The sequence below is a fragment of the Cobetia sp. 5-11-6-3 genome (genome assembly GCF_013374055.1).
In the GTDB taxonomy this organism is placed as follows: domain Bacteria; phylum Pseudomonadota; class Gammaproteobacteria; order Pseudomonadales; family Halomonadaceae; genus Cobetia; species Cobetia marina.
This window is the reverse complement of the sequence record NZ_BLWJ01000007.1, coordinates 149,666-171,578: the sequence shown is the minus strand read 5'-3', so window position 1 is coordinate 171,578 and position 21,913 is coordinate 149,666. Positions and strand designations below refer to the sequence as shown.

At 62.5% G+C, this 21,913-nt stretch carries 20 protein-coding genes; 13 read left to right on the top strand and 7 right to left on the bottom strand.

Annotated elements, in window-relative coordinates; all coding sequences use genetic code 11:
* Positions 1 to 106: 106 nt before the first annotated feature.
* The 3 genes from HXS66_RS12960 to HXS66_RS12950 are packed head-to-tail and all read left to right on the top strand — an operon-like array spanning position 107 to position 2,724.
* A complete protein-coding gene (locus HXS66_RS12960) occupies positions 107 to 682 on the top strand; it encodes a TRAP transporter small permease (protein ID WP_255303253.1) in 576 nt (191 codons plus the stop codon).
* Complete coding sequence (locus HXS66_RS12955; protein WP_077377007.1) at positions 679 to 1,956, top strand: TRAP transporter large permease; 1,278 nt, start codon at positions 679 to 681, stop codon at positions 1,954 to 1,956. The genes HXS66_RS12960 and HXS66_RS12955 overlap by 4 nt, the downstream gene beginning before the upstream one ends.
* A 6-nt stretch (positions 1,957 to 1,962) precedes the next feature.
* Entirely contained in the window at positions 1,963 to 2,724 is a 762-nt protein-coding gene (locus HXS66_RS12950) for a M15 family metallopeptidase (protein ID WP_176503719.1), read from the top strand.
* Between the two features lie 113 nt (positions 2,725 to 2,837).
* On the opposite strand, the gene HXS66_RS12945 is transcribed toward HXS66_RS12950, so the two are convergent.
* A complete protein-coding gene (locus HXS66_RS12945) occupies positions 2,838 to 4,115 on the bottom strand; it encodes a Zn-dependent hydrolase (RefSeq protein ID WP_255303252.1) in 1,278 nt (425 codons plus the stop codon).
* Between the two features lie 49 nt (positions 4,116 to 4,164).
* Entirely contained in the window at positions 4,165 to 4,986 is an 822-nt protein-coding gene (locus HXS66_RS12940) for a FadR/GntR family transcriptional regulator (protein WP_176503718.1), read from the bottom strand.
* A 230-nt stretch (positions 4,987 to 5,216) separates the two neighbouring features.
* Between HXS66_RS12940 and HXS66_RS12935 the strand changes: the two genes are divergently transcribed.
* On the top strand, positions 5,217 to 6,638 hold the full coding sequence (locus tag HXS66_RS12935) for an NAD(P)/FAD-dependent oxidoreductase (RefSeq protein ID WP_176503717.1): 1,422 nt from the start codon (positions 5,217 to 5,219) through the stop codon (positions 6,636 to 6,638).
* Positions 6,639 to 6,762: 124 nt separating this feature from the next.
* Here HXS66_RS12935 and HXS66_RS12930 read toward each other — a convergent pair whose 3' ends face one another.
* Positions 6,763 to 7,935 (bottom strand): alpha-hydroxy acid oxidase, encoded by a 1,173-nt coding sequence (locus HXS66_RS12930; RefSeq protein ID WP_176503716.1) that lies wholly within the window; start codon positions 7,933 to 7,935, stop codon positions 6,763 to 6,765.
* Positions 7,936 to 8,183: 248 nt separating this feature from the next.
* Here HXS66_RS12930 and bla point away from each other — a divergent pair, with 248 nt between their 5' ends.
* The 6 genes from bla to HXS66_RS12900 all read left to right on the top strand — a co-directional run bounded on the left by bla (position 8,184) and on the right by HXS66_RS12900 (position 14,628).
* The gene (gene bla, locus HXS66_RS12925) at positions 8,184 to 9,203 is read left to right on the top strand and encodes a class A beta-lactamase (protein WP_255303250.1); all 1,020 of its coding nucleotides are present in this window, start codon (positions 8,184 to 8,186) and stop codon (positions 9,201 to 9,203) included.
* 240 nt (positions 9,204 to 9,443) lie between these two features.
* Positions 9,444 to 10,550, top strand: a complete 1,107-nt coding sequence (locus HXS66_RS12920; protein WP_175090268.1) for an NADH:flavin oxidoreductase/NADH oxidase — start codon at positions 9,444 to 9,446, stop codon at positions 10,548 to 10,550.
* 316 nt (positions 10,551 to 10,866) lie between these two features.
* Positions 10,867 to 11,823 carry an NAD(P)-dependent oxidoreductase gene (locus tag HXS66_RS12915; protein WP_176503715.1) on the top strand — a complete coding sequence of 319 codons (957 nt, stop codon included), beginning with the start codon at positions 10,867 to 10,869 and terminating at the stop codon, positions 11,821 to 11,823.
* A gap of 109 nt (positions 11,824 to 11,932) precedes the next feature.
* Complete coding sequence (locus tag HXS66_RS12910; RefSeq protein WP_218015181.1) at positions 11,933 to 12,682, top strand: class II aldolase/adducin family protein; 750 nt, start codon at positions 11,933 to 11,935, stop codon at positions 12,680 to 12,682.
* An 84-nt stretch (positions 12,683 to 12,766) separates the two neighbouring features.
* Complete coding sequence (locus HXS66_RS12905; protein WP_176503714.1) at positions 12,767 to 13,441, top strand: TetR/AcrR family transcriptional regulator; 675 nt, start codon at positions 12,767 to 12,769, stop codon at positions 13,439 to 13,441.
* Between the two features lie 2 nt (positions 13,442 to 13,443).
* Positions 13,444 to 14,628 carry a pyridoxal phosphate-dependent aminotransferase gene (locus HXS66_RS12900; RefSeq protein ID WP_176503713.1) on the top strand — a complete coding sequence of 395 codons (1,185 nt, stop codon included), beginning with the start codon at positions 13,444 to 13,446 and terminating at the stop codon, positions 14,626 to 14,628.
* A 108-nt stretch (positions 14,629 to 14,736) separates the two neighbouring features.
* On the opposite strand, the gene HXS66_RS12895 is transcribed toward HXS66_RS12900, so the two are convergent.
* Together HXS66_RS12895 and HXS66_RS12890 are read right to left on the bottom strand one after the other, a co-directional pair.
* Positions 14,737 to 14,955 carry a TIGR02450 family Trp-rich protein gene (locus tag HXS66_RS12895; protein WP_077376973.1) on the bottom strand — a complete coding sequence of 73 codons (219 nt, stop codon included), beginning with the start codon at positions 14,953 to 14,955 and terminating at the stop codon, positions 14,737 to 14,739.
* Positions 14,956 to 15,043: 88 nt separating this feature from the next.
* On the bottom strand, positions 15,044 to 15,961 hold the full coding sequence (locus tag HXS66_RS12890) for an AraC family transcriptional regulator (RefSeq protein ID WP_176503712.1): 918 nt from the start codon (positions 15,959 to 15,961) through the stop codon (positions 15,044 to 15,046).
* Positions 15,962 to 16,153: 192 nt separating this feature from the next.
* On the opposite strand from HXS66_RS12890, the gene HXS66_RS12885 reads away from it, so the two are divergent.
* Together HXS66_RS12885 and HXS66_RS12880 are read left to right on the top strand one after the other, a co-directional pair.
* Positions 16,154 to 17,362 (top strand): MFS transporter, encoded by a 1,209-nt coding sequence (locus HXS66_RS12885; RefSeq protein ID WP_255303245.1) that lies wholly within the window; start codon positions 16,154 to 16,156, stop codon positions 17,360 to 17,362.
* A 191-nt stretch (positions 17,363 to 17,553) separates the two neighbouring features.
* A complete protein-coding gene (locus HXS66_RS12880; protein ID WP_176503710.1) occupies positions 17,554 to 19,464 on the top strand; it encodes a bifunctional 2',3'-cyclic-nucleotide 2'-phosphodiesterase/3'-nucleotidase in 1,911 nt (636 codons plus the stop codon).
* Between the two features lie 166 nt (positions 19,465 to 19,630).
* Here the strand turns inward: HXS66_RS12880 and HXS66_RS12875 are convergent, their stop codons facing one another.
* The gene (locus HXS66_RS12875; RefSeq protein ID WP_077376944.1) at positions 19,631 to 19,936 is read right to left on the bottom strand and encodes a hypothetical protein; all 306 of its coding nucleotides are present in this window, start codon (positions 19,934 to 19,936) and stop codon (positions 19,631 to 19,633) included.
* Between the two features lie 177 nt (positions 19,937 to 20,113).
* On the opposite strand from HXS66_RS12875, the gene HXS66_RS12870 reads away from it, so the two are divergent.
* Positions 20,114 to 20,956, top strand: a complete 843-nt coding sequence (locus HXS66_RS12870) for an alpha/beta fold hydrolase (RefSeq protein WP_255303244.1) — start codon at positions 20,114 to 20,116, stop codon at positions 20,954 to 20,956.
* 93 nt (positions 20,957 to 21,049) lie between these two features.
* On the opposite strand, the gene HXS66_RS12865 is transcribed toward HXS66_RS12870, so the two are convergent.
* Positions 21,050 to 21,613, bottom strand: a complete 564-nt coding sequence (locus tag HXS66_RS12865) for a GNAT family N-acetyltransferase (RefSeq protein WP_176503709.1) — start codon at positions 21,611 to 21,613, stop codon at positions 21,050 to 21,052.
* Positions 21,614 to 21,913: the final 300 nt, after the last annotated feature.

The following is a 21,913-nucleotide window of genomic DNA, read 5'->3' as shown; positions in this document are numbered from 1 at the left end:
GCGCCCTGGGCCTGATGAGCTGATGGTGCAGTTCCCCCGATGCCCGGGGAATGTCGTCCGGGCATCGGGGCTCTGATTCTCCCTCCTTTCTGGTGGATTGCGGTAAATGACTTCCATGACTCCTTCACGACTGTCTTCCTTCAGGGAAGGCCTGCTGCATGCCTGTGGCCGCGTGACGCTGGCGCTCGCGGCGATGCTGCTGGCTTCCACGGTGCTGATCATGCTCTACGGCGTGGTGATGCGCTATATACTGGGCGGCGCGCCCATCTGGGTCGATGAGCTGACCCGCTATCTCATCATCGCCAGTGTCATGCTGGCGATCGGCGTCGTCTGGGCAGAAGGGGCACACATGCGCGTGGCGCTGCTGGAACGGCGTCTGCCTCCGCGCCTGGCCAGGGGGCTGATCCATTACCAATGGTGGCTGACGCTCGTATTGATGGCCGGCGCGACCTGGATGACCTGGCACTACGCCATGTCGGCGAGCATGTTCCGCACCATGGGGCTGGGCATCAGCCGCAGCGTGCCGATGCTGTCGATGCCGATCGGTTTCGCGTTGATCACGGCCCAGGTGCTGTTGCATGGCCCACGGCCGCTGAGATCCCAGACACTGGAGATCGCACCGGACGAGGAGGCCGCCGACCTTCCGGCGCATGATGACAAGACAGGAGGGCCGCGCACATGATCTGGGCAATGCTGGCCATCTTCGTGGTGCACGTCCTGCTGGGCCTGCCGCTGTTTCTCTCCCTGCTCGCCACCGCCGTGACCGGCTTTCTGTTCATCGATATCTCGATGCTGGAACGTCTCGGACCACAGCAGTTCTTCGGTGGCATCAATGCCTTCTCGCTGATGGCGATTCCGCTGTTCATCCTTGCCGGCAACCTGATGAACATCAGTGGTCTGACCGAGCGCCTGATGCGCCTGGCGCGGCTGATGGTCGGGCATCTGCGCGGTGGCATGGGTCACGTGAACGTCGTCTCCAGCGTCTTCTTCGCCGGCGTCAATGGCTCGGCGGTCGCCGATACCTCCGCGCTTGGCTCGTTGCTGGTGCCCGCCATGCGCAAGGAAGGCTATTCGACGTCCTTCGCCGCAGGCCTGACCGCAGGCAGCTCGTTGATCGGGCCGATCATTCCGCCCAGCATCTTCATGATCCTCTACGCCTCGCTGACCAATACCTCCGTGGGCAGCCTGTTCCTGGCCGGGGTCGTGCCCGGACTGGTATTGGCGGTGGCGTTCATGGCGATGAATGCCTGGTATGCCCGTCGGCATGGCCTGCAGGCGCGCGGTCAGGCACCGGCACGCAGTGAAGTGATCTCGGCAATCATCGGCGCGCTGCCGGCACTGGTCGCGCCGGTGATCATCGTCTCCGGTATCGTGCTGGGCATCGTGACCCCGACGGAATCCGGCGCCTTGATCGTCGCTTACGTGCTGCTCTGCGGGTTGTGTCAGGGGCCGCTCAAGCTTGTCGAGGTATGGGGTGCCATCAAGGATACGGCGCGTCTGACCAGTGCCATCTTCGTGATCATGGCGGTGTCGTCCATCGTCAGCTGGCTGCTGTCCTATGCCCAGGTGCCCAATCAGTTCGTGGCCCTGCTGACGCCCTACATCGACAGCCCGATCCTGATCCTGTTGCTGCTCAGTGCCATCACCTTCGTCACCGGCATGTTCATGGAAGAGGTCTCGGCGCTGATGCTGCTGACACCGATCTTCGTGCCCGTGGCCATGGCCGCCGGCATCGACCCCGTGCATCTGGGTGTCATCATCACGCTCAATATCACCATCGCGCTGATCACGCCGCCGATGGGGGCCTGCGTCTTCGTGGCCGCCGCGGTCAGCAAGCTCGAGATCACCTCACTGTTTCGCACCATCTGGCCCTTCGTGCTGGTGGCAGTCGCGGTACTGCTGATGCTGATCGTCTTCCCGCCCTTAACTCTGTGGTTGCCGACCCTGTCTGGATAACACCTCATGACGTCATCACTGACTTTTACGCCTCCTGCCATCCCGAGTCATGACGAGCCGGATTGGTCGCAGGTGACCTGCATCCCCGTGAAGGGCTGTGACAGTCCTCTGGTGCCCACCAGCCTCGGGCCGTCATGCCTGAAGGTCTATCCCGCCTACGCACGCCTCGGCATTCCCGGGGCGGTCAATGAATGTCTGGTGCGGCGTGCGGTGTATCAGCGCCTGCTGCAGGCCGCACGCGCCTTGCCGGAAGGGCTGTCGCTGGTGGTGATGGATGGCTGGCGACCCTGGCGGGTACAGCAGTATCTTTTCGAGACGCTGTATCAGTCGCTCAAGACGCATGACCCCTCGCTTTGCGAGGCCCAGCTGCTGGCGCGTACGCGGGAATTCGTCTCCTTGCCCAGTCGTGATCCTGACGCGCCGAGCCCGCACCTCACCGGCGGTGCCGTGGATGTCACGATCTGCGATGCCGATGGCTTGCTGCTCGAGATGGGGACGCTGTTCGATGAGGCGACACCTGAATCCCACGCCGATTATTTCGAACGTCATCCGCCTGGCGCAGACACGCCCCAGGCTGAGGCACGCGACAACCGGCGGCTGCTCTATCACGTCATGACCCAGGCCGGTTTCACCAACCTGCCCAGCGAATGGTGGCACTTCGACTTCGGGGATCAGCTCTGGGCCTGGTACCGGGGCGAGCCCGAGGCACTCTTCGGTCCGGCGGAGATGGACAGTATCGAGAGTCTCTGGAAGCGGTCTCTGCAATAGCGACTCATGGCGGGTCGCACGGATAGGCCATGCTCAGCGCCAGACACAAGACGCCCCGCTCGATGACCTCTCGAGCGGGGCGTCTTGTCATCCTGTGGGAGGGGAATCACGCCTCAGCTGACGATCTCGGCCTGATCCAGCATGGCGTGGAAGAGCACGTTGCAGCCGGCGTGCAGGTCCTTGGGGGCGGCGTTCTCGATCTCGTTGTGGCTGATACCGCCTTCGCAGGGCACGAAGATCATGCCGGCGGGGGCGATACGGCCCATGAAGATGGCGTCGTGACCGGCGCCGCTGACGATGTCGAGATGCGAGTAGCCGAGCTGGCTGGCGGCATTGCGCACCGCGTTCACGCAGTTGTCGGCGAAGTGCTCGGGGACGAAGTCGGCGGTAGGGGTGAGCTCATAGGTCAGACGATGTCGCTGACCGACGGCTTCGACGACTTCTTTCAGCTCGGCGACCATCGCGGTGAGGGAGTCGGGCTCCAGCGAACGCAGGTCGATGGTCATGTTGACCTGACCCGGGATGACGTTGCGAGAGCCCGGATGGACCTGCATCACGCCCACGGTGCCGCGACCGTGCGGTGCATGCTCTATGGCGATGCGGTTGACGGCGACGGTGATCTCGGCCGCGCCGAGCATGGCGTCCTGGCGCAGCGACATGGGCGTGGGGCCCGCATGGGCTTCCTGGCCGGTCAGCGACAGATCGAACCAGCGCTGGCCCAGTGCGCCCATCACAACGCCGATGGTGGTCTCTTCATCTTCCAGGATCGGGCCCTGCTCGATATGGCTCTCGAAGAAGGCGCGCACGTTCTCGCGGGGGATCTCATCGCTGCCCCGATAGCCGATGGCATCCAGCGCTTCGCCGGCGGTCACGCCATCCGTGTCCTTCTGAGCCAGCATCTCGTGCAATGACAACTGGCCGGTATGCACGCCGGACCCCATCATGCAGGGCGCAAAGCGACAGCCTTCCTCGTTGGTCCAGACCACCACCTCCACCGGGCAGCGGGTCTTGATGTCGTGCTGATTGAGGCTGCGCAGCACTTCCAGTCCCGCCATCACCCCGAAGCAGCCATCGAACTTGCCGCCCGTGGGCTGGGTATCGATGTGGCTGCCGGTCATTACCGCCGGGGCGTCCGGATCGGTGCCGGCGCGGCGCGCGAAGATGTTGCCGATGGCATCGATACGGATCGTGCAGCCTTCGGCCTTGCACCACTCGATGAAGAGATCGCGCGCCTGGCGGTCCAGTTCGGTCAACGCCTGACGGTTGACGCCGCCCTTGGGCGTGGCGCCCAGCTCGGCCAGGGTCATCAGGGCTTGCCACAGGCGATCACTGTCGGTGCGCAGCTCGCTCAGGGTGCTGACGGGGGAGGTATCCATCTGGGCAGTGGTCATCGATTTCCTTCCTCTCGTGAATATTGTTCTTGTGATGTGTCGTGCGGTTTCAGGCTCTGCTGTCGGCCATCAGCTGCGCCGGAGTGACGAGCAGCTGGTCGGCCATTTCCACCTCGAGGGCCGTCATATGGTGCTCGGCATCCTGCATGTGCTCCGTCATGAGCTGACGGACCTGTTCGTGATCCTGCTGGCGGAACGCCGTGATCAGCCCACTGTGGTAATGCTGATTGGCGGCATCGAACTGCTTGCGCTCCGGGAGATAGGCCTTCTTGATGACGACAAGCTCGTGCAGCATGTCGTTGAGGAACTGGCACATGAAACTGAGCAGCGGGTTGGGGCAGGCGCGCGCCAGTACCTGATGGAACTCGATTTCCAGAAAACGCTGGCGACGCTGGTCCTCGTCCTGTGGCTGATGGCAACTGCAGTCACTGACATTGTGCTCGAGCGCCACCAGGTCTTCTTCGCTGAGCAGGCCCACCACCGATACCGCCATCTCGACTTCCAGCAGCCGGCGCAGCTGATAGACCTGGGCGCCATTGAGCGTCTTGAAGTGCAGGAAGCTTCTCAGCATGCGACTGGCGGGCTCCATGCTCGGCGCATTCAGCACGGCGCCGCCATTGGGGCCCGTCTTCAGCGTGATCAAGCCTTCGACTTCCAGAATCTTGAGGGCTTCACGCAGCGTGCCCTTGGCGCAGCCGTATTGCGCCATCAGCGCCTTCTCGTTGGGTAGCCGGTCACCTTCGCTCAACCCGTCACGCACGATGCTGCGCCTCAGATCATCGCTGATCAGCTCGGCCAGTTTCTGGCGTTTGGGAGCGCCAGAGCCATTGCTGGTGCGTGACGTGATCAGTGGTGGAGGCGATGTCGGCATGCGATGTCCTGAGCGGAGGCGAGTCATTCATATTTATTCGTATAAATAAGCTTTAGTCGCGGACTCGAGCGCTGTCAAACCCGCAATGCGAACGTGAGCGTCGCGAATTCGATCAAGGACATGACGCGTCGCATCAAAGGCTGCGCATTGGCGAAGTTCCGGGTGGCAGTCTTGAAAAGCGCCTGGTCTGACATAAGGTTTCTCTCTTCGACCCCGCTAAAGGAGGCCCTATGGAAACGCATGACTCTCAGCGAACGCGTAACGCCGATATCGTCATCGTCGGTGGCGGTGCCGGCGGACTGGAGCTGGCGGTCCGCCTGGCCAAGGCAGGCCACAAGGACGTGTTGCTGATTGATCGCGACACCAGTCACGTGTGGAAGCCGCGCCTGCATGAGATCGCGGCGGGCCTCGGACGGCGTCAGGTCGATGAGTTGGGGTATGCCGGTCTGGCGGAGCAGTGGGGATTTCGCTTCGAGTGCGGCACCCTCGAAGGCGTGGACCCTGAACAACGCCAGATCACCCTTGCGGCGATACCGGGGAGGGAAGATGACGCGACCGCCGAGGTGCCGGTCCGCGTCAGAGGTTATCGCCAGCTGGTACTGGCCCTGGGAGGGGTGACGCCTGACATGGGCGTCGAGGGCGTGCTGGAGCATGCCTGTCTGCTTGACTCGCCGGAAGACGCCGAACGTATTGCCGAGCGCTTCTCGCGTGGCTTGCTGGCCAATCATGTGGCGATGGAAACAGCACCGACAGGCGATGCTGACGTGTCAGCCACCCAGGACGGCGCTCAGGATGGCGCCAAGGGTGGCGCTCAAGAGTCTCCGGGGCGGCCGTATCAGGTGGTGATCGTCGGCTCCGGTGCCACCGGTGTCGAGCTCGCGGCGTATCTGCATGAGGCACGTGGCAGACATGATGCGCCTGCGCCGAAGGACTCGCGGGTCGAGATCACGATCCTCGAGGCCACCGAGACCTTCATGCCCGGTGTCTCACAGGAACTGCGCGAGGCGATCCATCAGCGACTCGAGGCACAGGGCATCAATATCGAGCTGTCTCGTCAGGTCGCCAAGGTGTCACCCGGCAGCGTCGAGATCAGCGAAGGTGACGAGTCCGTGACTCGCGAGGCAGACCTGGTGGTCTGGGCGGCGGGGCGTGTGGGGCCTGCCATCGTCGAGGAGATCGAAGGTCTGGCCAGCAACAAGAAGCGTCAATGGAAGGTGACGCCCGGACTGCAATGCCTTGAGCAGGAAGCCATCTTCGCGCTGGGCGACTGTGCCTGCATCGATGAGGCACCCCTGCCACCCACGGCACAGGTGGCCAGCGAACAGGCCGAGTTCCTGGCGGAAGAACTGCCGCGTCGCCAGCAGGGCGAGGCGGCTCAGGCCTTCGAGTTCAAGGATCGCGGCACGCTGTTGTCGCTGGCCAGGGCGGGCAGCGTCGGCGAGCTCGGTGGCAAGCTCAGCGCCAAGCTGAGTAACGCACAAGGCAACGATGGGCATGAGGATCTGCAGGTGAGAGGGCGCTTTGCACGCGCGGCCTATCAAGGACTGCAGCGTCAGCATCAGTTTTTGCTGCTGGGGCCGCTCAAGGGCTCAGCCGAGGTGGTCAGTGACGTTCTGCGCCATGCCATGGGGCCGCGACTCAAGGTGCATTGAGGCAAGCCCATGCAAGCCGGTGCGCTGGCCCGAGAGGGCAGCGTGCAAAGGAGGACAGGCCGACATGTGCCGTGGTGGATTCCATCGGCGCATGTCGGCCGTCGTCATCAAAGGCTTGTGTTTCTCACGAGCTTCTGGTCTGTGAACTGGCCACCGGATAGGTGCCGGGCCTGAGAATTCGCGTGTCCACGTCATGGATATCCCGCAGTCCGCACAGGGCCAGCGTCGTGTCGAGCTCCTTGTGGATGATCTCCAGGGTCTTCGTCACGCCTTGCTCGCCCATGGCGCCGAGTCCATACAGGAAGGCGCGTCCCAGATAGACGCCCTTGGCGCCCATCGCCACCGCCTTGAGCACATCCTGGCCAGAGCGAATCCCGCCATCCATGTGGACCTCTGTCCTGTCGCCGACCGCCGCGAGAATGTCCGGCAGAGCGGAGATGGAGGAGGCCGCACCATCGAGCTGACGTCCACCGTGGTTGGAGACGATCACGGCATCGGCGCCTGCCTGAACGGCCATCTCGGCATCCTGCGGCTCCATGATGCCCTTGATGATCAACTTGCCGCCCCAGCGATCCTTGATCCATTTGATGTCATCCCAGCTCAGGCTGGGGTCGAACTGACTGGCGGTCCATTTCGACAGGGAGCTGAGGTTGTCGGTGTCCTTCACGTGACCGGCGATGTTGCCGAAGCTGTGGCGCTTCGTCTTCAGCATGCCGGCGCACCAGCGCCACTTGGTCGCCAGGTTTAGCGCGGTGGCCACGGTGGGACGAGGAGGGACACTCAGGCCATTGATCAGGTCCTTGTGGCGCTGGCCGATGATCTGCAGATCAGCGGTGAGCACCAGCGCGGAACATTCCGCCGCCTTGGCGCGATCGATCAACCGCCCGATGTAATCCTTGTCGCGCATCACGTAGAGCTGGAACCAGAAGGGGCGTGTGCTGACGGATGCGACATCCTCGATGGAGCAGATGCTCATGGTCGAGAGCGTGAAGGGCACGCCGAAGTCACTCGCCGCCCGCGCGGCCAGCATCTCGCCATCGGCATGCTGCATGCCGGTGAGGCCTGTGGGCGCGATCGCCACCGGCATGGCCACATCCTCTCCCAGCATCTGCGTGCGCAGGGTGCGATTGTCCATGTCGACCATCACCCGTTGACGCAGTCCGATGGCGGAAAAATCAGCCTCGTTGGCGCGATAGGTGGTTTCCGTCCATGAGCCGGAGTCGGCATAGTCGTAGAACATCTTCGGCACACGGCGTTTCGCCAGGCGTTGCAGATCATTGATGCAGGTGATGGTCATGCAGAACTCCATCCAAGGAGAGAAGGCGGATCGTTCGAGGTCCAGGGACATCGCCAAGGGGATGCTGGGCTTACTGTCTCCGATGGATGGGGGGTTCACCATTGGCGATACGTCTATCTGTCGAGGACGCCTGTGCCATAGCATCATGGCAATGATGCAACCAACCTGCTGCACGACGTCTGCAGACGGACACGTTGACTGCGCGACCTGAGGTGTCAGGTAGCGCCCCCATGAAAGGTGATGGACCCATGAGATTTGCCTGTAGCGCCTCAGCCGATGGTCGGCGCCCGACAACGCCGCGCGATCCGGCCAGGCCCCATGGCGCGGCAAGGGCAAGAGTCCTGCGTCGTGGGCGTGACGCGATGCTGGCGTGCTGGCTGTCATGGCTGATGATCAGTCCGGCTCACGCAGCGTCCGTGATCGCTTCCGAGGCGGAGCGCGAGGGACTTGTGGTCGCCAATCTGCAGGAAATAGAGCAGCGGGTCGGCGCGCGCCTTGGTGTGACGGTACTGGATACTGCCAATGGCAGACGTGTCAGTTGGCGGGGTGATGAGCGTTTCCCCATGAGCAGTACCTTCAAGGTGCTGGCATGCGGCAATCTGCTCTCGCGGGTGGATGCCCGCCAGGAGTCGCTGTCACGCAAGGTGGAGATTCGCCCGGCGGATCTCGTGTCCTATTCCCCCGTCACCGAACGTCAGGTGGAAGGCGATGGCATGACACTGGCGGCGTTGTGCCGCGCCACCATCACCACCAGCGACAATACCGCCGGCAATCTGATTCTCGATGCCATCGGTGGGCCTGTCGGGCTGACGAATTATCTGCGGACTCTGAAGGATGACATCACACGTCTGGATCGTCGTGAAACGGCGCTCAATGAGGCCACTCCGGGAGATCCCCGTGATACCACCACTCCCGACGCGATGGCGTCCACCCTTCAGCGGCTGCTGCTGGGGGAGGCGCTGAGCGAGGCGTCGCGTCTCACGTTGCAGGGCTGGATGCTGGCCAATACCACGGGAAGTGACAAGCTGCGTGCCGCCTTGCCGGATGACTGGCAGATCGCTGACAAGACCGGGGGCGGGGGGCATGGCACCAACAATGATATCGCCATCATCTGGCCGCCGAATCACGCCCCGTTGATCGTGGCGGTCTATCTGACCGAGAGCGAGGCCGAGCGTGCGGTGCGTGACGCCGCGATTGCCGATGTCGGGCGTCTGCTGGTGTCTGAGGTACTGGCCAACGAGGGGGTGGACACGCACGCTGACAATTGATCGCGTGATGGATGAGAGAACGTGCGTAAGGAGCGTGCCTGAGAAAGCCTGCGTGAAGCCTGGGCAACTCAGCGTTGCCGGCCCTGATGCCATCCTTTGCTTGTGACTCCTGCCTCTCGCCCGCATTGTGCCTGAACTATGTCCGCAATGGTTTGCCGGGGGAGATGGAACCCGTTCCCCCTGTCATGTCCGCTCATGAGCCTTGCCCAACCTGTTCCTGCACGTGTCTGGAGGATATCCATGTCCACACTGTTTTCCCCGCTGAAGCTCGGCCCGCTCACGCTGGACAATCGCATCATCATTGCACCGATGTGCCAGTACTCCGCCCAGGATGGCCGGATGCAAGCCTGGCATGACCAGCATCTCGGCAACCTGGCCCAGTCAGGTGCCGGCCTGCTGATCTTCGAGGCCAGTGCCGTCTCCCCCGAAGGGCGTATCACCCATGGCGATGTGGGGCTCTTTGACGAGGCAACGCGTGACGCGATGCAAGGTGTCGTCGAGCGTATCCGTCGTTATTCGCCGATGCCGTTGGCCGTGCAGATCGGTCACGCGGGCCGCAAGGCCTCATGCGAGAAGCCCTGGGAGGGCGGAACTGCCATTGCTCCGGGACAACCCAACGGCTGGCAGACACTGGCACCCAGCGCGATTCCCTTCAGTGAAGGGGGGCCGCTTCCCGAGGCGATGAGCGCCGAGCAGATCGCCCAGACCATCGACGCCTTCGTGGAAGCGGCCCGGCGTGCCGTCGAGATCGGTCTCGACGGGATCGAGCTGCATGCGGCCCATGGTTATCTGCTGCATCAATTCCTGTCACCGTTGAGCAATCAGCGCGAGGACGACTATGGCGGTTCACTGGAGAATCGCATGCGGCTGACGCTTGAGGTGTTCGACGCCGTTCGCGCCGCGATTCCTGACGAGGTCATGCTGGGCATCCGGATCAGCGCGACGGACTGGGTCGAGGGCGGCTGGGATCTCGCACAGAGCATCGAACTCGCCAAGGCGCTTGACCGCCGTGGCTGCCACTATCTGCATGTCTCAAGCGGCGGGCTCAGCGAGCAGCAGCAGATTCCGGTGGAACCCAACTATCAGGTGCCGCACGCCGAGGCCTTGAAGGCTCAGGTGGTCATGCCCGTCATCGCGGTGGGCTTGATCACCGAGCCACAGCAGGCGGAAGACCTGCTGGTGACAGAGCGTGCCGATGCCATCGCCCTGGCGCGTGGCATCCTCTACGACCCGCGCTGGCCCTGGCATGCGGCCGCCGCGCTGGGAGATACCGTCAAGGTCTCGCCCCAGTATCTGCGTTGCCAGCCGCATGGGCTGAAGTCATTGCTGGAGAATCAGCAGGACTGAAGTCCGTGAAAGGACATCGATGACTGACGCCCGCGTTCATGAGCCCTTGCTCGATGATCGCGGGCGTTCTTGTTTGCTCAATCCCCTTTGCTCAATTCCCTTTGCTCAATCCCCCTGGCGGCGCGAAGCCTCGATCTGAGGGTGGAGAGTGGAGAGGCGTTTGCGCCTCTCCTGTGGCTCAAGGCGGCGCTGCGCCAGCAGGGCGATGAAGGCACGGGGGAGCACAGGACGGCTGGCAGTAATTATACGAGTGTGCAATAGTGGCGGAAGATCCACCGCAATCCACTCGCTGCCAGTCGTGACACAAGGAGAGCCAATGCCAAGCCAAGCCCCGATTCTGGGTGTCTACCTGAGTGAATCCCTGGACCTGGACAGCCTCTACGGTGAGGCGCTGCGCCAGCTGGGCGAGGATGTCGTGCTGCAGAACCCGCAGGAGATCGAAGACCCCACGGAGGTCGCGTTCGCCATCTGCTGGCAGCCGGGAGAAGACGCCTTCACGCCGTACCCCAATCTCATGCTTGCCATGTCGATCGCGGCGGGGGTGGATGCTCTGCTCAGTCATCCGGGGCTGTCAGATGAGGTTCAGGTGGCACGGGTACGAGATCCGCATCAGGCATTTCTGATGGCCGGGTTTGCCGCGCATGAAGTGCTGCATCAAGAGCGCGAGTTTGCCGTCATGGCAGACAATGCCACGCGCCGTGAGTGGCAGCCCTTGCCGATGCGTGCGCCCGAGAAGGCGCAGGTGGCGGTGCTGGGCCACGGCAGCATGGGGCGCGCGGTGGTCACTTCGCTGTCGGCACTGGGATTCTCGGTGACGGTCGCCTGTCGCAGTGAACCTGTCGCACCAGTGCAAGGCGTGTGCTATCTGACGGGCGACAATGCGGTGATGGCCGCGGCTCAGGGGGCGGATTACCTGATCAACATCCTGCCGCTGACTCCGGTCACCGAGAATGTGCTGAATGCGACCCTGTTCGCCCAGCTGCGGCCGGGGGCCTGGCTTGTGCAGATCGGCCGCGGCGAGCACCTGGTGGAAGCCGATCTCGATGCGGCACTGGCGTCCGGTCAGCTGGCGGGCGCGACGCTGGATGTCTTCCGCGAGGAGCCATTGGCGCCCAATCATCGCTGGTGGCAGGACGCGCGCCTGCGCATCACGCCGCATGTCGCCAGTGACTCGCTCCCCGAGGTGGTCGCCGAGCAGGTGGTGGCCACGGCGCGCGAGTTGCGCGATGGCCTGCCGCTCACGTTGGGCGTGGATCGCCAGCGCGGCTATTGAGGCCCTAGGCTATTGAGGACCGGAAGGTGGAGGCGTCAAGGCTTTTCAGGGCTCAGCGGAGCCTTTCTCGACCCCAGACAGCGACATCTTGATCACAGGAGACAGCGACATGCAGACATCAACCATGAGTGACGCGGAATGGCAGGCACGCCTTGATCTGGCAGCCTGCTATCGGTTGGCGGCGCACTATCGCATGACCGACCTGATCTATACCCACATCACGGCGCGAGTGCCGGGTGAGGAAGGGCACTTCCTGATCAATCCCTATGGTTGGCGCTGGGAGGAGATCACCGCATCCTCGCTGGTCAAGATCGACGTCAACGGCGAGAAGGTCGATGACAGCGCCGCGCGGGTCAATCCAGCCGGCTTCACCATTCACTCAGCGATTCATGCGGCAAGCCACTCTGCCAGCTGGATCATGCATACCCATACGCGCGCCGGCGTGGCGGTATCGAGCCTGGAAGAAGGACTGCTGCCGCTGAATCAGATCGCCCTGCAGTTCCATGGTCGCGTCTCCTACCACGACTACGAAGGCATCGCGCTGGATCTGGATGAGCGCGAACGCATCGTGGCAAGCCTTGGCGACAATCCGGCGCTGATCCTGCGCAATCATGGCCTGCTGACCACGGGTGCCTCTGCTGCCGAGATGTTCAACAACATGTTCTACCTCGAGCGCAGCTGCGAGATTCAGGTCGCGACCCTGTCCATGGGCCAGCCGGTGCGCCGTCTCTCGCCCGAGATCTGTGCGCATGTGGTCGGCCAGTACGACATGGCCATCCATGAGGATGGCGATCTGGCACTGGAATGGGATTCCCACCTGCGTCTGCTGGAGAGCCTTGGCAGTGACTATCGACGATAAGCCTTCCCTCGATGCGTGGCCGCTGTCACGTGAGAGTGAGGCAAGTGCGGCAATCCCGGCGTTGAGTGAAGGAGAGGGGCCCAGATGAGTCGCAAGGTGTTCCAGCGCCTTTCCCAGGATCAGCGTCGTCGCGACCTGCTGGAAGCCACGCTGAGCTGTGTCGCGCAGCATGGTCTGGCCGGCGCCAGCGTGCGCCGCGTGGCGGAGGCGGCCGGTGTCTCACCCGGGCTGATTCGCCACCACTTCGGCACCAAGGATGACATGATGCGGGCCGCCTATGCCTACATGATGGGCCAGCTGACCTCCGATATCGCCGATGCCAGCCCAGCCAGTGATGAATCCTCGGCGTGTCGTCTGGCACGCTTCATCGCGGCGAGTCTCACGCAGCCCAATCTGGCCGCCCACAAGGTCTCCCTGTGGGCGACCTTCATTGGTCGGGTACGTCACGATGCCACCTACTCGGCGGTCCATCAGGAAACCTATCGTGAGTTTCTCGATCTGCTGCGGTTACTGATCCAACCCGTTCTGAGCGCCAATGATCTGCCCGCTGATGACGCCATCTGTGAGGAGCAGGCGATCGCCCTCAATGGCTTGATCGATGGTCTGTGGCTGGAAGGCGGGCTGGAACATGGCCTCTATGCCGTCGAGCGCCTGCCCGCGATCGCGATACGGGCGGCAGAGGGCATCCTGCGCCTGCCCCACGGCACCTTGCTTGAGCATGTCGAGATGACAACAACACCCCCACCTCACAGGAGTTGAGCATGCGCTACGCCACCATCACCGAACGATTGAGCGATCTGGGCGGTGACAAATGGGCCGTCCACAGTGCCGCTCGTCAGCGAATTCTGGCGGGAGAACCGATCATCGAGCTGACCATCGGGGAACCCGACATCGCCACGCATCCGGCTCTGGTCGAGCGCTGTGTCGAGGCGCTGCGCGCCGGGCGTACCCGCTACTCCGATGGCCGTGGTGAACCGGGGCTGGTCGCGGCATTGGCCGAGCGCTACTCAGCGCGCATGCCCGAGATCAGCGCAGACAACGTGCTGTGTTTCCCCGGCACTCAGACGGCGCTGTTCGCGGTGATGCTGGCGCTGGTGGAAGAAGGATGCGGCGTACTGACCGGCGACCCCTATTACGCCACCTATGAAGGCGTGATCCGGGGTGCCGGCGGTGACCTGCAGCCGGTACCGCTGCGCATGGAGCATGGCTTCGTGTTGCAGCCGGAAGATCTGGCCGCGGCCATCACGCCGCAGAGTCGCGTATTGCTGCTCAATACGCCGCACAATCCGACGGGCGCGGTGATGGACCGTACGACGCTCGAGCGCATCGGTGAGCTGTGTCGCGAGCATGACCTGTGGATCGTCTGTGATGAGGTCTATGAAGCGCTGATCTTCGCGGGCGAATTCGTCTCGCCGCTGGAGATCGAGGCACTGCGTGAGCGCACCGTGGTGGTGTCCTCCATCTCCAAGAGCCATGCTGCCACCGGCTTTCGCAGTGGCTGGGCCATCGGCTCAGCGGAATTCTGCCGCCGGCTGTTGCCTGTCTCGGAGACCATGCTGTTCGGCAACCAGCCCTTCATCGCCGACATGACCGAGGCCGCGCTGCGCGGGGATTTCGATACCACCGAGCGTCTTCGCGAATCACTCGGGCGCCGCGCGCGTCTGGTCCATGAGGCGCTGGCGGCCATCCCGCAGCTGTCCTCCAGCCTGCCCCAGGGCGGCATGTTCCTGATGGTCGATGTCTCAAGCACCGGCCTGGACGGTGAGCAGTTCGCCTGGCGGCTGCTGGAACGGCAGCAGGTCGCGGTAATGCCCGGCAGTGTCTTCGGCGACTGCGGAAGGCCACTGGTACGTGTTGCCCTCACCGTGCCGGATGACACCCTGCTGGAAGCCGTGCAGCGCATGGCGACACTGTGTGATCAGCTGGAAGGGGAAGTCATCGTCTGAGGCGCGACTTCGGCCATGCACAGTCTTTCGCTCAATTTCGTGCAGGTTCACGCACAAACGCCGCTCATGAGCGGCGTTTGTGCGTTCAGCGATGCTCATTTCAGGAAATCATTTCCAGCCCATCTGCCAGACATCGTCCTGCTTCAGCTCACGCCAGCCCAGCACGTGATCGCGATGTGTCAGCACCGCCTGCAACACGACCTCGACCACATGCTCATCCTGATCATCACGAATCACGCGCGTGACGATGAAATGTCGCTCACGATTCCTGGGTGTCACGGCGGTCCATTTGCTCTGCAACAGCTTTTCGGGGTTGATGCGGTTCATGCAATGTCTCGTCGGTAAAAAGGAAAAGGGAAAATGAGGAACAGGGGAGGGTATCTGAACTGGGGTAACGTGAGGATGAATCTGACCCTCAAGTCACTTCTTGAGGCCGCTCACTGCCCGAGCGGCGTTGCTCGCGCTCCTGCAGGTAGCGGGCAGGCGTGGTGCCGAGCAGCTTCTTGAACATGCTGATGAAGGCGTTGACGGATTGATAACCGACGTCTTCCGAGACGCGCTGCACGCTCATGCCCTCGGCCAGCAGGCGGATCGCCACCACCAGGTGGAGTTGCTGGCGCCAGCGGCTGAAGCTCAGGCCGGTGTCGCGCTGGATCAGGCGGGCGAGGGTGCGTTCGCTCATCGCCAGTTCGCTCGCCCACTCGGCCAGGGTGCGCCGATCATCCGGTGTCTTGATCAAGGCATCGCTGATGCGGGTCAGCCGCGGGTCTTCGGGCAAGGGCAGATGCAGACGTTCGCTGGGCATGCAGGCCAGTTCTTCCAGCAGGACATCGACCAGCCGCGCTGTCGGCCCCTGTTCAGGATATGGCTGGGGCAGCTCCGCCAGACGCAGCACCAGCTCGCGCAGCAGGGGCGAGATCGACAGCGTACAGCTGTGGCTCGGCATCTCGAGCGCTCCTGGCTCGATGAACAGGTGGCACACGCGGCCGCCACGGGTCAGGTGGTTGCTGTGGGGCAGGTTGCCGGGAATCCAGACGCCGCTGTGCGGCGGCACCATCCACAGCCCTTCCGGCACGCGGCTGGTCACGACGCCATGCAGGGCGATGACCAGCTGTCCCTTGCGATGCTGGTGGATCGGGACTTCCATCACCTGTTGTCCGGTATCCACATGCAGGGCACTGGCCGGAATCTCGTAGATGTCCGGGTCATGTTCGCAGACGCTGCTGGAGAAGGGCACGGAGGAGTGACCGCTGGCGACTCCTGACGATGAGGTTGCGTCTCGCGTGGCAAGGGAAATCGGCGTCGCGGAGGTCCTAGAGGAGGTGGCTGACATGTCGGCTCGCAGATTGTCTGATTTCAGGTATCTGATGTCATGATGGCTCAATTCTGCAGCGATATTGGCGATTACGCTATCGTTAATCTGCGCGGGAATTCACCTTTGATGTGTCGTCCCGCTATCTGTCCGTTCCAAGTTCGCTGCGAGCGTCTCATGACTGAACTCTGCCACTCTTCTCCTGTTCGGCGATTGAGCCATCCTGCCGTGTTGATCGCCGGCATCCTGATGATTGCCATGAATCTGCGTGCGCCCTTTACCAGTATCGCGCCGTTGCTTGAGCGTCTGCAGGCGGCGCTGGGCTTCAATGCCACGGCGGCAGGGTTGCTGATGATTCTGCCGCTGTTGGCGTTCGTCGTGGTGTCCCCCTGGGTACCCCGTCTTGCACGGCATGTGGGGCTTGAGCGCAGTGTCTTCCTTGCCTTGCTGGCGATCGCCGCCGGCATCGTGCTGCGGGTGCAGGGCAACACGCTGGCGCTCTATGTGGGGATCGCCTTGATCGGGGCGGGCATCGCGGTGGGCAATGTGCTGTTGCCCAGTCTGGTCAAACGCAGCTTTCCCCGACACATCGCGCTGCTGACCTCCTGCTATGTGCTGACCATGGGCATCATGGCCGCCATCGCCTCGGCGGTGATGGTGCCGCTGGCGCAGGATAGTGCGGATGGCTGGCAGTTCGCGATGCTCATCGTGGTCATCCTGCCAGTGGTGACGATGGTGGTGTGGTGGCCACAGTTGTCGCATCGCTCCCTACCGACGGCGGCGAAGGAAGCCGAGAAGGTAGCCGAGAAGGGTGCCGCGCGGCCGGTGCGTCAGGCAGCCGTGTGGCGCTCGCCACTGGCCTGGCAGGTGACGCTGTTCATGGGGATCAATTCGCTGCTGTTCTATACCGTCAACAGCTGGCTGCCGAGCATGCTGGCGGACAACGGCTTTTCCCCCGAAAAGGCGGGATCGTTGCACGGCCTGCTGCAGCTGGCCTCGGCCTTGCCGGGGCTGATTCTGGTGCCCCTGATGCCGCGCCTGAAGGATCAACGCCTGATCGCCTTCGCGACGCCTTGCATGTCGCTGGCAGGGTTCATCGGGCTGTGGCTGATGCCGGGGTGGGCGCTGGTGTGGGTCTTGCTGCTCGGTGCGGGGTCCGGGGCCAGCTTCATTCTCGCCCTGTCGTTCATGGGGCTCAGGGCGCGCGATGCCATGCAATCGGCGTCGCTGTCGAGCATGGCGCAGACCCTGGGCTACCTGCTCGCGGCCATGGGGCCGCCGTTGATCGGGGCGCTCTACGATCGGCAGGGTGACTGGCAGCTGGCATTGATGGTGTGTGCCTCCCTCAGTGTGCTGATGGCGGGAATCGGCTGGTTGGCGGGCAGGGACCGCCAGTTGCCTGAGGCGTCGGCATCTGAATAATGGAGCGCTGCCCCCAAGGGGCACTGGCATATCCCCCCATGACAAGGAAGTGAGAGATGGCGAATGCTTCATCGGCTAGCGAAGATCAACGGGCGTCTGACGCGCCAGGTGTTGCGCAGCACCCCGGACGTCGGCGCAAGCCCCATTTGCGGGCAGCCATCCTTGGCCTGGCCAGCCTCGGAGGTATCTTCATGATCGCTCAGCCAGCCAATGCCGCGACGCTGTCACTGCGCGTGATCGAGACCACCGACATCCACGCCAACGTGATGGATTACGACTATTACAAGGATCGTCCCAGCGTGCGCATCGGCCTGGTGAGGGCGGCGAGCCTGATCCAGCAGGCGCGTTCCGAGGTGGCCAACAGCGTGTTGCTGGACAACGGGGACCTCATTCAGGGCAGCCCAATGGGCGATTACATGGCGGCGGAAGGTCTCGAGGAGGGTGATGTCTTCCCGGCCTACAAGGTCATGAATCAGCTGGATTACGATGTCGGCAACATCGGCAATCATGAGTTCAATTACGGGCTCGAGTATCTCGAACGGGCGCTTTCCGGCGCGCAGTTCCCCTATGTGAACGCCAACCTGCTGGATGCCACGACCGGCGAGCCGTACTTCACGCCTTATCAGATCACCCCCCATGCCTTCACCGACGGTGAAGGCAACGCTCAGACGTTGAAGATCGGCTATATCGGCTTTGCGCCGCCGCAGGTGATGACCTGGGATCGCAAGCACCTCAAGGGCCGCCTGACGGCCGAGGACATCACCGAGAGCGCCCGGCGCTGGGTGCCCGAGATGCGCCGGGCGGGCGCGGATGTGGTGATCGCCATCCCGCACTCCGGCATCTCGACCGACCCTTACCGGGTGATGGCCGAGAATTCGGTATATTACCTCTCGCAGGTCGAGGGCATCGATGGCATCGCCTTCGGGCATGCCCATGCGGTCTTCCCCAGCGAGGAATTTGCCGAGGTGCCGGGGGCCGACATCGCCAAGGGCACCCTCAATGGGGTGCCGGCGATGATGCCAGGGCATTGGGGCAGCCATGTGGGCGTGATGGATCTCGAACTGAGCAATGACTCGGGCCAGTGGCGGGTGGTAAGTGGCCAGACAGAGGCACGCCCGATTCAGGTGGGTGGCGAGGCGCAGGTGGGGGAAGATGCCGAACTGGCGGCGTTGGTCGAGCATGAGCACGACGCCACGCGGGAGTACGTCAACCGCAGCATCGGTCGCGCCAGTGCGGCGATGAAGAGCTATCTGGCGCTGGTGCAGGACGACCCGACGATCCAGATCGTCAATCGTGCCCAGGCTGATTACGTCAAACGCTTCGTCGAAGGCGACCCGGATCTGGAAGGCTTGCCGATTCTCTCGGCGGCCGCGCCGTTCAAGGTCGGTGGCCGTCACAATGATCCGACCCAATTCACCGAGATGGAGGCCGGCGAGCTGAGCTTCCGCAATGCCGCCGACCTCTATCTCTATCCGAATACGCTGGTGGCGCTCAAGGTTACCGGCAAGGAAGTGCGGGAATGGCTCGAGTGCAGTGCCGGGCAGTTCCATCGCATTGACCCGAATCTCGCCACGCCCCAGCCCCTGATCAACTGGGAAGGTTTCCGCAGCTACAACTTCGATGTGATCGACGGCGTCGAGTATCAGGTGGATGTCACGCAGCCGGCGCGTTATGACGGCAATTGCGCGCTGATCGACGCCGATGCCCACCGTATCCAGGGGCTTGCCTACGAGGGCGAGCCGGTCAAGGACGACGATGTCTTCCTGCTCGCGACCAACAACTATCGCGCCTACGGCGAGGACTTCCCCGGCACCGGAGAGTCGCATGTCGCTTTCGCGTCACCGGATGAAAATCGCAGCATTCTGGCCCAGTACATCTCGCGCCAGACGCAGCAGCAGGGCGCGGTGGACCCTGCGGCGGATCACAACTGGCGGCTGGCCGCGATCGACACCGATACCCCGCTGGACATTCGCTTCACCACCGCCCCCGGTGAGGATGCGCAGCAGTTCATCGATGCTCAGGCCGTCTACCCGATGACACTGGTGGATCAGGACGAGATGGGCTTTGCCCGTTATCGCGTCGGGCTGGACCGGATGAAATAGCCAAGGCAGCACATTGTCGAGCACGTAGTTATTGGCCTTGATTCAGGTGGGAAAAAACGCCAGTCAGCGATTGCTGACTGGCGTTTTTCTGTCGCCAGTCGTTACCCGCTATCTGTTTCACTATCCGCTTTCACTTCACGACTCTCGATCGCAGGCTCACTGCGGATCAGCGCCAGGGCGCGTGCAAGGCGATGCTCAACAGCACACGTTTGCCGCGCTCGATGCGGCTGACGCTGTGTTCGTGAAGGTCGGGGCGGAAGAACACCACGCGGTCCGTGAGGCAAAAAATGCTGCCATCGGTCTCGAAGACACCGCCCTGGCGGGGCTTCTTGAGCACGATATTGAGCTTGTAGTAGCTGCCGCTACCCATCGGGTCGTTATGGCGCATCACGCTGTGGCCCTCGGGGTAGGTCACCAGATTGATGGTCAGGCGGCGAAGATCGAGCAGACTACGGTTGATGACACGGGCCATTGGGCTTTCCCTTTGAAGATTGCGGCTATTGAAACGTATTTTGAGTGATTGATCAAAAAAGAGGTTGAGTGATTGCTCAAAAATACGTACGGTGGCTCCACGTTCACGGCGCACAAGGTTCGGCAATCGAGATCGCCGAGGCCGTGATTGAGAATCGAGCAAGCAAGGAGGTCAGCAATGAGCCACGACAACGTGACAATGGAAGCCCTGGATACCCGTTATGCGATGATCGAAGGTCACCGCATTGCCTACAAGGAAATGGGGGAAGGTCAGCCGCTGTTGTTGATTCACGGCATTCCGACCAACAAGCTGATGTGGCGCGATGTGATGCCGGAATTGGCCAGACATTACCGTGTCATCGCCCCGGACATGCTCAACTATGGCGAGTCGGACATGCCGGTGGATGCTGATGTTTCCATCAATGCCCAGACACGCATCTTCATCAAGCTGATGGATGCGCTGGGTGTGGCGAGTGCGGATGTCGTCTCGCATGATATCGGCGGGGGCATCGGTCAGCTGATGGCGGTCAACCACCCCGAGCGCGTTCGTCGCCAAGTGCTGATCGACAGCGTGTGCTTCGATTCCTGGCCGATTCCGGAGTTCAAGCAGCTGCTGGAGCCGGGCGTTGAGGAAGCCACCAGCGTCGAGGAATTCATCAGCACCATGCGCGGCTTCATGCCCAGTGGTGTGCATGATCCGGCGGTGGCGACCGAAGAGATGGTCGAGCGCTACGTGTCCCAGTGGAACAGCGAGCAAGGCAAGGCAGCCTTCTTCCGCAACATGCGTCGTCTCAACAAGGAATACACCCAGGCCATTGCGGGCGAACTCAAGAATATCGAGATCGACACCTTGGTACTGTGGGGCGACAAGGACAACTTCCAGAAGCCGGATTACGCCCCGATGCTCACAGATGCCATCCCGGGTGCCGAGCTGATCTGGGTGAAGGATGCCGGTCACTGGGTCACTGACGAGAAGCCCGAAGAAACCGTGCGCTATATCCTGGATTTCCTGGCGCGCTGAGTGATGGCCAGCCCCGATGCCCAAGCGGGGTGTCGGGCGCCATGCCAGAGAGCAAACAAAACCGCCCGGTCATGAGACCGGGCGGTTTTGTTGTCATTGCAGAGACGCTGCCGAGCTTTCTGCCATGGCGTCATGGCGAAGAGGGGGCGAAGACATCTCACTGGATGTCATGGCCCTGGCCCCCGTCATGACCTTGCGCTGCATGGCGATGATGCCTCCCGCGCGCGTCGGGGTGAAGGGCTCCTCGAGTCTCACGAATCCATGACGTTCATACAGGGCGATGGCCGGGCTGTCGGAGAAGGCCCGAAGCCGCAGGAGGGTGTCGTGGGGCTGACGCTTGCTGAGGCAATCGATCAACCAGCTCAGACAGGTGGAGCCGATACCGCGTCCCTGCCACTGGGCCACCAGCTGCAGGTCACGCAGATACACCATGTCGTTCAGCGACTTGAGGCTGATGAAGCCGATCCATTCGCCATTGAGGCGCACGGCGAAGTTCTTGTTGTCCTGCCATTTTTCCTCGAATTGCTCTGCATCCCAATGGAAACCATGACGCTTGTAGGTCGCGAGCATGTTGCCACAACTCAGCCGTTGCGCCGCTGCATTCAGGTAGCGGTTGGCAGGTGTGTCGTAGATGGGGGAAATGCTGAGATCATCCATGATCCTTCCGATTCTTTTGAGAGTTATGTCAGGGAGTAGCATCCGTCACGTTGCAATTTCTGCAGGCCGACCATCCAGTCAGTTAGTGAGTGCTAATTCAAGCGCACTATCTTCAGGTTTTCAGGACAGCCTGACAAGTGAATGCCTGTCCAGTACCAGATGCCGCTCGGGATTGCCAACGCTGGTCCGTTATACTATAACATTGCGCCTTTCTCACGCTGTCTGACGGCAGCGAACATGTCTTTTTGACAGGATGCGCAATGACGATGGTCCACCCTCTGAGCAGGCTCAGGCCTCCTG